General features: G+C 57.6%; 10 protein-coding genes. 7 read left to right on the plus strand and 3 right to left on the minus strand.

The annotated features are described in order from the left end of the window. Positions 1-3: 3 nt before the first annotated feature. Positions 4-3,690, minus strand: a complete 3,687-nt coding sequence (locus Q8N00_01170; GenBank protein MDP2381394.1) for an aldo/keto reductase — start codon at positions 3,688-3,690, stop codon at positions 4-6. A 431-nt stretch (positions 3,691-4,121) separates the two neighbouring features. Between Q8N00_01170 and Q8N00_01175 the strand changes: the two genes are divergently transcribed. The 3 genes from Q8N00_01175 to rnd all read left to right on the plus strand — a co-directional run bounded on the left by Q8N00_01175 (position 4,122) and on the right by rnd (position 7,511). After that, complete coding sequence (locus Q8N00_01175; GenBank protein ID MDP2381395.1) at positions 4,122-5,564, plus strand: NAD-dependent malic enzyme; 1,443 nt, start codon at positions 4,122-4,124, stop codon at positions 5,562-5,564. Positions 5,565-5,659: 95 nt separating this feature from the next. Then, positions 5,660-6,289: a DnaJ domain-containing protein gene (locus tag Q8N00_01180; GenBank protein MDP2381396.1), complete on the plus strand. Its 630-nt coding sequence runs from the start codon at positions 5,660-5,662 to the stop codon at positions 6,287-6,289. Positions 6,290-6,296: 7 nt separating this feature from the next. After that, the gene (rnd, locus tag Q8N00_01185) at positions 6,297-7,511 is read left to right on the plus strand and encodes a ribonuclease D (protein MDP2381397.1); all 1,215 of its coding nucleotides are present in this window, start codon (positions 6,297-6,299) and stop codon (positions 7,509-7,511) included. 41 nt (positions 7,512-7,552) lie between these two features. Here rnd and arsC read toward each other — a convergent pair whose 3' ends face one another. After that, positions 7,553-7,903, minus strand: a complete 351-nt coding sequence (gene arsC / locus Q8N00_01190; GenBank protein MDP2381398.1) for an arsenate reductase (glutaredoxin) — start codon at positions 7,901-7,903, stop codon at positions 7,553-7,555. Positions 7,904-7,995: 92 nt separating this feature from the next. Between arsC and Q8N00_01195 the strand changes: the two genes are divergently transcribed. Then, on the plus strand, positions 7,996-8,373 hold the full coding sequence (locus Q8N00_01195; GenBank protein ID MDP2381399.1) for a hypothetical protein: 378 nt from the start codon (positions 7,996-7,998) through the stop codon (positions 8,371-8,373). Positions 8,374-8,383: 10 nt separating this feature from the next. Here Q8N00_01195 and Q8N00_01200 read toward each other — a convergent pair whose 3' ends face one another. Continuing rightward, entirely contained in the window at positions 8,384-8,773 is a 390-nt protein-coding gene (locus Q8N00_01200; GenBank protein MDP2381400.1) for a hypothetical protein, read from the minus strand. Positions 8,774-9,058: 285 nt separating this feature from the next. On the opposite strand from Q8N00_01200, the gene Q8N00_01205 reads away from it, so the two are divergent. From Q8N00_01205 to Q8N00_01215, 3 genes are all read left to right on the plus strand, one after another. Then, a complete protein-coding gene (locus Q8N00_01205) occupies positions 9,059-10,192 on the plus strand; it encodes a citrate synthase (protein MDP2381401.1) in 1,134 nt (377 codons plus the stop codon). A 110-nt stretch (positions 10,193-10,302) separates the two neighbouring features. Further along, a complete protein-coding gene (locus Q8N00_01210) occupies positions 10,303-10,752 on the plus strand; it encodes an Hsp20/alpha crystallin family protein (GenBank protein MDP2381402.1) in 450 nt (149 codons plus the stop codon). 333 nt (positions 10,753-11,085) lie between these two features. Continuing rightward, positions 11,086-12,528: a class II fumarate hydratase gene (locus Q8N00_01215; protein ID MDP2381403.1), complete on the plus strand. Its 1,443-nt coding sequence runs from the start codon at positions 11,086-11,088 to the stop codon at positions 12,526-12,528. Positions 12,529-12,539: the final 11 nt, after the last annotated feature.

The raw sequence follows: 12,539 nt of genomic DNA on the forward strand, positions 1-12,539 counted from the left end.
GCACTACTGCCCGAGCTTGCTCATCGTATCGTACAGTCGTGTGACGTCCGTGAGCCCTTCCCACCGCAGAATTTCCATCGAGTCACTGACGTACCCGGGTGACCGCATCCCATTCAACACCGCGGTCACTCCTGGTGTGCTGGCCAACACCCATAAGGACTTTCGTGACAGCGACTCGTTATGCCGTGCCTGAGGCAGGAGGGGATTGAGGGCTGCCGATATTGAGGCCGCTCTCGTACGACTGCGCTCGGTCGCTTCTCTGCGGAGTCCACCCAACAGGGTGAGCAATTGCGGTACATAGCGATTGCGCCAGGCCTCCCACTGTGCAGTCGCCGTTCCGGTGAGTTGTTGAGAGAGGGCCTGCATCACTTGATTGAAATGAGGCGCGATCATTTGATGCTCGATCTGCTCCCAATGTTCCAGTCCTTGAATCTGAGGCCGCACGCGGGTCAGTTCACTCGCCCAGGTGAAGAAGTCGGCAGGGGGCATGCCTTGACCTCTCTGTTGAAGGTTTGGGGCAATGTCCTTGCGGTATTCCTCTTCAAGCGCTGCAACCGTTTGGCATTGCCGCTCGAAATCTACGGGATCGCCTTGGAGTGGAAAATCTGCCAACCGAAGCACCCCGCTCTTTTTCGTCGGCATGGCATTGAGCGGGCGATTGACCAAGACCGCGATACCTTCTTGCTGCGCCAGCGCCAACACCGTCTCCTGCTGATCCCTGCCGGTATTTGGCGTCAGTAGGGCGCCTGCTTCATAGAGATTCATGGGGCATTGCAGCACCCCGAAGTGATGGCGCTCCAGGCCCAGTGCTTTCGCAGCAGATCGTGCCGCGTCGTATAGGCGAGAGAGCGACGTCGCCTCGGCATTCGACGGATCTGCCGTGACCGTATTCGAGGACACGCCGTAATAACTGATCCGTCCTGCCGCGACTTGCGACTCGAAAAATGTGAAGGCCTGTTCGATCCGTCGATAAAAGGCTTCCCGCGCCATCACGAGATCGCCACCGTCATGATGGGCGGCTTCGGACAGAAAGTATTCCGGATTATGGAGTAAGCAGATATCGAGCGTGGCAAGCCCGAGCCGGTCCAGTGACAGGGTCAGCTGATCGGCTAGATACTCCGGATGGATACAATGCCAGATGCCCTCGCCATATTTGACCATGTCAGGGTAGGGGCGTCCGGCCTGTTCTCGCGTCTCCGCCTGTTTGAGATTCTGCCCCTGCACGTAGCCGATCTTCGAGACGACGATCACTTCCTCTCGCGTCAGCTCTCCGCTTTTGAACAATTCGTCTAAGACAGAACCGACCAGGCGCTCACTATCGCCATCCATATAATTCGTCGAGGTGTCGATGAGATTGACACCCTCTCGTAACGCCGTCTTCAGCGCCTCTCGCTGTTCCGGTTCCCTGGTATCGACCCGATAGGTGCCAAATCCCAGCCGGGATGTCGTGAAGCCGCTGCTGCCGAACCGGCCATACCCATGTTCCATGTGACCGGCATGGCGTGATTGGCTGACCAGGCGTGCGGCATATCTGGCTGTCCCTTCAGGGCTTGCGGCCCCTGGGTGTGCGGTTCCTTGCAACAGTGTCTGTGGGGCTGTTTGATCCGTTCGTCGCGACTCGGCCCGCAATGCCTCGGTGACATCCTGTGGATCGGTGAGGGGACGCTGGCATGAAAAATTGCGGCAGATATAGAGGGCAGCTTTTCCTTCTACCAACCCCTTGCCGGAGAGCAGGGGATGAGTGGACGGCTTGCCGGTTCCATCGCTGGAGGCAATCACACGATGTGGAAGGAACACCTCGCGCACCGCGCGCTGCAGTGCCTCCAATGCCGGATCGTTCGGGGCTCCTACAAACGCTAATTCAACCGGCCCTTCGGCCAGGAGATCCACAACGGCGAGACTTTTCGCGAAGGCCCTCGGATAGCGGGCCATCTGGCGGCCGTAGACACGAATCCCGGCAATCGCCGCCTCGCGCAGATCCTGGCGATCGTAGTGGTACGAAAGCCTGGCAAGGGCGGAGACTGTCACGGCGTTGCCACTGGGCGTTGCACCGTCCGCGCCCTCGCGCGCTCGGATAATCAGCGGTTCATGCGTCTTCGCAGTCGTGTAGAAGCCTCCCTGGTCCTCATCGCGAAACGAGTCCACGATCCGTTCTGCCAATTGAAGCGCGGCGGCGAGATAGCGTTCCTGCCCGCAGGCTTCATAGAGGTCGATCAATCCTTCTGCGAGATAGGCATAGTCTTCCAGGACTCCGTCGAGATGGGCCCGGCCCTTCCGCGACGTGCGGAGGAGCGTGCCATCGGAGGTCCGATGTGTCTGCAAGAGAAAGTCTGCTGCCTTCATGGCTCCATCGATGTAGCGGCGATTTCCGAATACTCGGCCTGCTTCAGCCATTGCCGAGATCATCATGCCGTTCCAGGCGGTAATGATTTTATCATCGAGTCCTGGCGGAACTCGCTCCTGGCGCGCGCGATAGAGGAGGGGGCGCACGCGAAGGATGGTTTCGTCGAGTTCATCGACGGTGAGATCTAATTCCTTCGTCACGGCCTTGATGGGCCGCAGCCGATTCGGAATGCTCCGATGTTCCCAATTGCCCTGATCGGTAATGTCGTAATAGGCGCAGAGTCTTCGAGTGTCTTCGGCATTCTGCAGCACGGCCTGAATTTCTGCCGGTGTCCAGATAAAAAACTTTCCTTCGACGCCTTCCGAGTCCGCATCCGTCGCGGAGTAGAATCCTCCGGCAGGATCGGTCATCTCCCGGAGAATATAATCGAGCACGTCCGTTGTGACCTGTCGATAGGAGGCTTGTTGGGTGACTTGGTAGGCTTCCACGTAGGTCTTGGCCAGCAGGGCATTGTCATAGAGCATCTTTTCGAAATGAGGAACCAGCCATCGCTCGTCGGTGGAGTACCGCGCGAACCCGCCACCGATATGATCGTAGATCCCGCCTGCCGCCATCGCATCGAGCGTGCGGGTGACCATCTGCAACGTGCGGTTCTCTCCTGTTCGACGATAACAACGAAGGAGCAACGAGAGCCCCGCGGAAGGTGGAAATTTCGGGGCACTGCCGAATCCGCCGTGCTGCTCGTCGAAATCCTCGAGAAATTGAGCCACCGCGTCATCCAGTACGGAGGCACTCACGGAAACGGGCGATACCGCCGTGAGTTCCTTCTTCAATCGTTCGGTCAATTGACGCGCTTGATTCGTGAGCGCGGCGGCATCCTTCTCCCATGATTCGGCAATTTTCTTGAGCAGGCTAGGAAACCCGGGACGGCCCCATCGATCGTCGGGCGGGAAATAGGTCCCGGCGAAAAACGGTTCCTGGTCTGGCGTCAGAAAGACCGTCATCGGCCATCCGCCCTGGCCGCGATTCATGGTTACCGTCGCCTGCATGTAGATCTCGTCGAGATCGGGGCGTTCCTCCCGATCGACTTTGATACAGATAAAGTGCCGGTTCATGAGCGCGGCAATGGCCTCGTTCTCGAACGATTCCCGTTCCATCACGTGACACCAGTGACAGGCCGAATAACCGATAGACAGGAGTATGGGACGATTGTGTGTTTTCGATGCCTGTAAGGCCTCCGGTCCCCAGGGATACCAGTCGACCGGGTTCGTGGCATGCTGGAGGAGATAGGGACTGGTTTCGTGAATGAGGCGATTCGTCTTGCCGGAGTTCGATGGATTAGTCATGGCTCACGGTAGCATCAGCCTCAGAGAGGGGTCAACCGGTGGAAAAGGAAGAGGCCTGCAATCTCATGATTGCAGGCCTCTTCAGAGTCGTTCAAGTCAGGCTTGCCTACTCAGACAAATGACGTATGCCGTCATTACCTGCCCTTGTCCTTCTTCTCTTCGCCGGCGAAGGAAGGCGCGCTGAACGTCACTGCCACTGCCACTGCCATGATTGCCATCAACATGCTCTTCATAGTCTGTCACCCCCGTTGAATGTTAGTGTTAGGATGCGGTCTACCCATCCACGTAGGGTAAACGGGCGCACGGTAGCGAAAATAGCCCCCGTTATCAACCGGGAATGTCGGTATGTTGTTGCCGAGCCGATGACACGAATACACAGGATTTTCCGGCTCGAACTTCCCCTATGGTAGGCTGTTGATGAAGGACCGACCATGACCGACATTGGGCCCTATTCCAACTACCGCCTGACTGTTCGCCTCCAGCTCGCCAACACCCCGGGCATGTTCGCAAAAGTGGCTGCGCTCTTGGCCGAAGAAGGTGCCAACCTCGGCGCAGTCGACATTGTCTCGGCCACCGCCGATTGTATGGTACGCGACGTGACTTTCGACGTCCGGGACGAAGCCCATGGGGAGAAGGTGCTTGCCCGGGTTGGGGCATTGCCAGACGTACGAGTCCTTTCCGCGTCAGACCGGATCTTCCTGCTGCATCTCGGTGGGAAAATCCGAGTTCAAAGCAAGGTCCCCGTTACGACAAGGAATGTCCTGTCGATGGTCTATACGCCAGGCGTCGGTCGCGTCTCCCAAGCTATCGCGAAGGACAAAACCAAAGCCTATGCCTTTACGAGTAAAAGCAACACGGTCGCCGTAGTCACCGACGGGTCTGCGGTGCTGGGCCTGGGGAATCTCGGCCCGGAGGCAGCGTTACCCGTGATGGAAGGCAAGGCCATGCTGTTCAAGGAATTTGCGGGAATCGACGCCTGGCCGATTTGTTTGAATACGCAAGATCCCGATGAGATCGTTCGCACAGTTCAGGCGATTGCTCCAGGGTTCGGCGCGATCAACCTGGAAGATATCAGTTCACCTCGTTGTTTCGAGATCGAACGCCGCTTAAAGACATCTCTGGATATTCCGGTTATGCATGACGACCAGCATGGCACTGCCGTGGTGCTCCTTGCCGCATTGACCAATGCGCTCACCGTCACGGGAAAACGGATAGAGGACATCCGCGTGGTCGTCAACGGTCTCGGGGCCGCTGGAACCGCCTGCTGTAGAATGTTGCTGGCGGCAGGTCTCTCGCATCTGATCGGATGTGAAGCTCGAGGGATCGTCTTACGAGGAGACGGCGAACAATTACGGGCCTGCCGAACGGATCTCGCCGCCTGTATGACTCACGACCGTCCCCAGGGCTCACTGCGAGAAGCCCTCAAGGGAGCCGATGTCTTCATTGGCTTATCCGTCGGCAACGTCGTCACAGCGGAAGATCTGGATCTGATGGCAGCTGATCGCATCGTCTTTGCGATGGCCAATCCCGACCCGGAAGTCCCTCCTCAATTGGCGGCCTCCCACTGCCGGATCTTTGCGACCGGGCGTTCGGACTATCCGAATCAAATCAACAACGCGCTCGCATTTCCAGGTATCTTTCGCGGGGCGCTGGATGTGCAGGCGCGCGACATCAACGAAGCGATGAAACTCGCTGCGGCCAAGGCCCTGGCTGAGACCATTCCCGCGTCGGCTCTGAGCGAGGACTACATCATCCCAAGCGTGTTCGATAAGGACGTCGTGCCACGTGTGGCCAAAGCCGTGGCGGCCGCTGCACGTGACTCGGGCGTCGCCCGCCGCCGCACCAAAATCAGCGACGACTTCGCCTCGCGCTGACCCGTATCCCGCGTCGATCACGCTATTTCCCTGGCCCTTCTGGCACGCAACCTGGCTGTGCTACAATGCGCGCCCAGGGAGCGAGTCCGGTTCAGATGGCATTTTCACAAAGCAAACTTATTAAGTTTCAGAGCGGGATGAGGCGACGGATCGATTCGTTGCGTCCGAAGGCCGAAGAGAGCTTGGATCTCGCCGTCGACACGATGATGCAGGAGCGAGTCGATAGCTTCTTTCGTGTGGAAGAGGGGCTGGAGGAAATCATCAAGACGCTGGTCCAGATTGAAGAAGAACTTGGGGAGATTCGCGATCTTTCCGGCGCTATGCGCCTGGAATCCCGGCTTGAGTTTGTCGAAGACCGCTGGGACGATTTTGATAGCGAGATACGAGAACGCCCCCGTCGCCGCCGCAAGAAAGTCAGCCTGGCCGATATGTTGAAAGCCGCCGGTGGGGGAGGCGACCCATCGCAAGGGCCCAGCGGCATCAACAACGCAATGGATGCCTATGCCGCGATGGGCGTCGAGTTCGGGAGTTCGCTCGCCGAAGTCACCGCGTCGTTTCGTCACAAGGCGAAACAGCTCCATCCCGATTCGAATAACGGCGATCGGAGCGCCGAACCGGAACTCCGCCGCATGCTGGAAGCCTATCAGTTCCTGAAGGAATACTTGAGCCTCAGTAACGTCGAGCCGCCACGGAGGCCGGACGCCACCTATAACCCAACTGAATGAGAGCCTTGTGACATCTAAACCACCGATGCAGTATGTGACCGACCAGCATGCCCTTGAAACCCTCTGCCTCACCTTACGGCAGAGTCCTCGATTGGCACTGGATACGGAATTCGTCGGGGAAGACACCTTTATCCCGCGGCTCGAACTGATCCAAGTCGCCACGGCCGCAACCGCCGCCGTCATCGATTTTCCCGCCGTGCAGGCGAGCGGATCGCTCGACGCCTTCTGGGAGCTCGTCTGCGACCCGAAGATTGAAAAAATTGTGCATGCCGGACGGCAGGATCTCGATCTCTTTGCCACCCATGCCGGACAGATCCCGAAGCCGTTTTTCGATACGCAGATCGCCGCCGCCATGGTCGGATATGGCGCCCAAGTCGCCTATGCCAACCTGGTCCAGCGCCTCCACGGCACGAAGCTGGAGAAAGCCCATACCTTTACGAACTGGAGCGCGCGACCGCTTTCCGATGACCAGATCGCCTATGCCCTAGAAGATGTCGAGTTTCTGCTGCCGATTCATACGCACTTACAGGATCGCCTCAACAGCCTTGGCCGGTTGGAGTGGGTCAGTGAGGAGTTTGCCCGCCTCGAGTCGGCGGTCGGTGAAAAGAGTCGCGAGCCTCAAGAGCGCTACCAGCGCATACGCGGGTGGGATACACTCAGGCCCAAAGGAGCCGTGGTGCTTCGTGAATTAGCGGCCTGGCGAGAAGCGGAAGCCCGACGCCGGAATGTGCCTCGCGGACGTGTCATGCGGGACGAGGTCCTGCTCCAACTCGCACGCCATCCGCCCAAATCGGTGCATGAACTCCGTGGTCTCCGCGGCGTCCATGCTTCCGAGGTCGACAGGCATGGCGAACAACTGTTGGCCACCATCAACGCCGCCTTGGCTCTGCCACCGTCGGTCTGGCCTGAGGTTCCACGCGAACGGAAGCCGGACCCTGAGTCGACGGGCATCGTCGAATTGCTACAAGCCGTGCTGAAGGCCCGTGCGGCAGAGCAGGGAATCGCCCCCACCATGTTGGCCACCAGTTCAGATCTCCAAATACTCGTGGAAGCCAAACAGAACCGGAGCACTCTCGATGTCCCCATTCTTCGTGGCTGGCGCCGGCAACTGGTCGGGGACCTGCTCCTCAAAGTGCTGGATGGCGACGTCATCATCACCGTAGACCGAACCTCCGGTGCGCTCCGCATGTCCCAGGACGGTCTCTCAATCGCAGCAAGCTGACGGGTTCGACCGGCGCATCAACATGAAACGTCGCGTGACGGCTACAGCAGCTCTTTCACCGACTCCGCGGGTCTGGCCAAGATGACCCGCTCGCCTTTTTCGACAATCGGACGCTGAATGAGATCAGGATGGGCGATCATCACGTCGAGCCATTCATCGTCTGACAGATTCTTTTTGGCCAACCCCAGTTCTTTATAAATCTCTTCTTTGGTCCGCAAGATATGTTTGGGCGTGAGCCCCGCCTTCTTTAATAGGCGTTTAAGGAGCGCCTTTGTGAATGGCGTCTCGTAGTAGTTGATGGCTGTAAAGGGTGTGCCACTCTCTTTTAATAATTGCACCGCCTGGCGGCAGGTGCTGCAAGTCGGTTTCTGGTAAATTGTGACCTCGGCCATGCTACACTCCTTGTTCCAGCGTCTTCACTGCCTTGACGCCATTTTTACCCATGTGATACATCATCATCGATCGCCTCGACTGAATGTCTACTATGCCAACACCAATTTTCGGAACGAGCTCCACCGGTCAGTTTTCCTGTGCCTCAGACCTGCAACATACCTTACGGGATCTCCGCACGAAGCGGAAGGGACAGCCGGTCTTCGTCCTCGGCCATGTATTGGCTAGAAAAGGGCAGGAAGGCGTCTTCGAGGTCTTTAACGACCGCCTCGCCATCGTGAAGTTTTCCGACGGCGGTGCGATCGGGTATGACCCGCTGGAGCTGCTCTTACCCACCGATATCGACGACAAAGGCATTGCGTACTTCGAAATTCGCCCCTGCCGGCAGTGCGAACAACTCTTCTCCCTGACAGCCCAGGAATGCGACGCCGCAGAAGAGCCCACCTCTTGTCCTGAATGCCGTTGCGCCTAGCCACGCTCATCTAGTCGACGAACGGGGCGATCTCGATCGCTTTCTTAATCAGACAATCGCCCGCAAACGACTGCAGCGACATCGGCAACATGCTGGCGTTGACGACATGCACCGTGACAACCTGAAAGCCTTCAGTCACTTTGTATCCTTGAATTTTCATCGCATGACAGATTTCGAGCTTTTTCCAAATCAGATTATTCAGGATCGTCTCCGACGCCAGTAGCGTGAGATCAGAAACTGCGTCATTGATGGAGACTTTCGCCGGTATCCGTGCCTTGTCTTTCGGCGCCTCTCTCACGACGGCAAAGGCCAGAACCTCTCCGTCAGCCTGAGCCAAGGAGCCTGTCCCGGCAGCAATCAGGCAGGACAGCGCGAGCAGTAACGACAGCTTCTGAGTCATCGCTTCCCTCCTTGGTATACCCACTTCCTTACGTGAATCGATCACACCTGGATGGTCCAGGCGGACGTCGCAAGGGAGGGAGCGGCCATGCCTCCGTGGCTCGCGGCTCGTTCCTGCCGACGAAGAACAGGACCGGTAAGGACATCGGGCGTTCCCTCTTCATGCATAGCTGGCAAATGCAGTATGCCAATCGGTCGAAGCCATTTCAAGATCACGCCAAGGCCAAACATGATAAACTCGCTCGACGCGTTCTCACTCTTGCGACGTAGGTGAAGGAGCACGATTATGCCTCATGATTTTATGCCGGGGCTCGCGGGCGTGCCTGCAGCCAAATCTGCAATTAGCGATGTAGACGGCCAACGCGGTGTGCTGGAATATCGCGGCATTCGTGTTGAAGAATTATGTCGTCGATCCTCCTATCTTGAAACCGCCTATCTGTTGCTCTTCGGTCACCTGCCTACTGCGACGGAGTTTGCACAATGGCAGGAAGATATCGTCCATCACCGCCGCGTGAAGTTCAAGATCATCGACCTCCTGAAATGCTTGCCGGAACAGGGCCATCCCATGGATGCCTTGCAAGCAGCCGTTGCGGCCTTGGGCATGTTTTATCCTGGCAGGAACGTGCAAGACATCGAGAACAACTACTGGTCGGCCGTCAGACTTGTGGCCAAATTGCCCACGATCGTTGCCGCATGGGCGCGCCTTCGGCATGGAAACGAATATATTCCACCGCGCGACGATCTCGGCTTTTCCGAAAACTTCCTCTATATGCTGACGGAGAAGGAGCCACTTCCTCTCTGGGCCGAGATTTTCGACGACTGCCTGATCCTCCATGCGGAACATACGATGAATGCCTCAACCTTCACCGGCATGGTCACGGCTTCGACGCTGGCCGATCCCTATACGGTCGTGGCCTCCGCGATTGGGGCGCTGAAGGGGCCGTTGCATGGCGGAGCCAATGAAGAAGTCGTGCAGATGCTGAAGCTGATCGGCGAACCGGGGAAGGTTCGATCGTACCTTGAAGAACGGAAAGGCGAGAAGCAGAAACTGATGGGCTTCGGCCACCGGGTGTACAAGGTGAAAGATCCCCGGGCAACAATCCTCCAGACGCTCTGTGAACGGCTCTTCAAGGCATCCGGCAGTTCACCGTTGTATGAGGTTGCCCTGGAGGTCGAGCTGGTCGCGGAAGAGCTGCTGAAGGGGAAGGGGATTTATCCCAATGTCGACTTCTATTCGGGAATTCTCTACGAGAAAATGGGCATCGAGACCGATCTCTTCACACCCCTGTTCGCGATGGCTCGGGTCTCAGGGTGGTTAGCCCATTGGCTGGAACAGCTGAAGGAAAATAAACTCTACCGACCGGGCCAAATCTACTCCGGCGAGCACAACCGAACCTATGTCCCCATGGGCGAACGCTAGCCTTCCCCCCTTGACTCTGTGGCAGCCAGAGTTATCTCGTTCGGTGAGACGAACGGCGCGCGCACAGAGTCATTCTGAGACAGTCCATATATATGAGAGGGAGGTCTGCTATGACACTCGTACGGTGGGATCCGTTTCATGAACTTGAAGAGATGTCGAATCGGTTACATCGAATGTACAGCCGTCCGGCTCCGCCGCAGACGAACGGCAAGGAAGCGATCGTCGTCGCCGACTGGGCGCCATCCGTGGATGTCAGCGAAACGGACGGAGCGTACCAGATCAAGGCGGAGATTCCTGACGTGAAGAAAGAGGATGTGAAGGTGACGCTGGAAGATGGTGTGCTCACCATCCAGGGCGAGCGCAAGTTTGAAAAAGAAGAGCAGGGAAAGAAATACCATCGGGTCGAGCGGTCCTACGGGAGTTTCGTTCGCAGCTTTACCTTGCCCGATCTCGTCGATGAGGCGAAGGTAAAGGCCGAGTTCAAGGACGGCCTCTTGAACCTCACGCTGCCGAAGTCCGAAAAGATTAAGCCGAAAGCGATTGAGGTTACGGTCGGCTAATCGGTCCCCATCCCTTCCGGCTGGAATAGAGGCCCGCTTCGGCGGGCCTCTTCTTTTGGCTGACGACTCTCACCATTCCCAAGGACGGCTAGAAAAGTCGTTGCAGGTGGAATACCTTGAGGAGGCTCAAAAAGGCTGTTCAGCAAGGCCGCAGACGATGAATGCACCGAAGGCGTAGCCCCTGGCTACGTTGAGGATGCATTCGAGTCGAGAGCGCAGCTGACGGACTTTTTCAGCGTCCGCTCGATCGACCAACGCCCTTGTGCAAGCAGGTAGCCAACGTTTATCATGTCGCCCGCGGCAGTTGAGAACACTTACAACGGAGTAGGACGCATGAAGAAAATAGCGGCAGCGACTCAATCATTACCTGCGACGAGAATGGAACGCGATACCATGGGCGAACTGGCTGTGCCGGCCACGGCCTATTATGGTGTCCAGACCGCCCGCGCCATTGAGAACTTCCCGATCAGCTCGTTACGATTTCCCCGCGCCATGATCCGGGCCATGGGCATGGTCAAGCGCGCTGCCGCGACGGTCAATCAGTCGCTGGGGCTCCTCGACAAAAAACCGGCAGATGCGATCAAGCTGGCCGCAACTGAAGTCGTCGACGGGAAGCTCGATGCCGAGTTCCCCGTCGACATTTTCCAGACCGGCTCAGGCACCTCGACGAACATGAACACCAACGAGGTGATCTCCAATCGTGCCACCGAGCTGTTAGGCGGAGCCAGAGGCAGTAAGTTGGTACATCCCAACGATCACGTCAATCTGGGCCAATCCAGCAACGACGTGATTCCCACGGCCATTCACATTGCCGCCGGGGAGATGATGCAGCAGCAGCTCATTCCCGCACTCACCCGTTTACAGAAATCGCTCGCGCGCAAAGCCAAGGAGTTCGACAAGATCGTCAAGATTGGCCGTACCCATTTGCAGGATGCCACGCCGGTGCGGTTGGGCCAGGAGTTCGGCGGCTATGCACGCCAGATTGAATTGGGCATTCAACGAGTCCGGCGGGCACAAGAAGCGCTCAGCGAAGTCGCGCTCGGCGGCACCGCGGTCGGCACGGGGCTCAATTGCCATCCGAAATTCCCAGCCAAGGTCATGGCCATCGTGTCGAAAGAAACCGGTTGCACGTTTAAAGAAGCGAAGAACCATTTTGAAGCGCAGTCCGCACAGGATTCGCTGGTCGAGGCGAGCGGGGAATTAAAGACTATCGCGGTCAGCCTGATGAAGATTGCCAACGATATTCGTTGGCTCGGTTCCGGTCCGCGTTGCGGACTCGGCGAAATCAATCTGCCGGAGACACAGCCCGGTTCGTCCATCATGCCGGGCAAAGTCAATCCGGTGATTGCCGAATCCGTCACAATGGTCTGCGCCCAGGTGATCGGCAACGACGTGACTGTCACAGTGGGGGGCCAGGCCGCCAACTTTGAGCTGATCGTCATGTTGCCGGTGATGGCCTACAATGTATTGCAGTCCATCGAACTCCTCTCGACCGCCTCCACCAATTTCGCCGTCAAATGTATCGACGGCATTAAAGCGAACGAAGAACGCTGCCGGAGCCTGATCGAGGAAAGCCTGGCCATGTGTACGGCCCTGGCCCCTGAAATCGGGTACGAAGCGGCGGCAAAACTCGCCAAGGATGCCTACAAGTCAGGCAAGACCGTGCGGCAAATGGCCAAAGAGCAGAAAGTACTTTCTGAAAAACGTCTCACCGAGTTGCTCGATCCCTGGCGCATGACCATGCCTGGCGGACCAGTAGGGAGCGCTGGAGGGTAGACTTCCCTTTG

It is taken from the genome of Nitrospirota bacterium, assembly GCA_030684575.1.
GTDB lineage: Bacteria > Nitrospirota > Nitrospiria > Nitrospirales > Nitrospiraceae > Palsa-1315.

Bases quoted from the DNA above. Each gene is read 5' to 3' on its own strand.
- Q8N00_01170 (MDP2381394.1), bottom strand. From the start codon at position 3,690: ATGACTAATCCATCGAACTCCGGCAAGACGAATCGCCTCATTCACGAA.
- Q8N00_01175 (MDP2381395.1), top strand. From the start codon at position 4,122: ATGACCGACATTGGGCCCTATTCCAACTACCGCCTGACTGTTCGCCTC.
- Q8N00_01180 (MDP2381396.1), top strand. From the start codon at position 5,660: ATGGCATTTTCACAAAGCAAACTTATTAAGTTTCAGAGCGGGATGAGG.
- arsC (MDP2381398.1), bottom strand. From the start codon at position 7,903: ATGGCCGAGGTCACAATTTACCAGAAACCGACTTGCAGCACCTGCCGC.
- Q8N00_01195 (MDP2381399.1), top strand. From the start codon at position 7,996: ATGCCAACACCAATTTTCGGAACGAGCTCCACCGGTCAGTTTTCCTGT.
- Q8N00_01200 (MDP2381400.1), bottom strand. From the start codon at position 8,773: ATGACTCAGAAGCTGTCGTTACTGCTCGCGCTGTCCTGCCTGATTGCT.
- Q8N00_01205 (MDP2381401.1), top strand. From the start codon at position 9,059: ATGCCTCATGATTTTATGCCGGGGCTCGCGGGCGTGCCTGCAGCCAAA.
- Q8N00_01210 (MDP2381402.1), top strand. From the start codon at position 10,303: ATGACACTCGTACGGTGGGATCCGTTTCATGAACTTGAAGAGATGTCG.
- Q8N00_01215 (MDP2381403.1), top strand. From the start codon at position 11,086: ATGAAGAAAATAGCGGCAGCGACTCAATCATTACCTGCGACGAGAATG.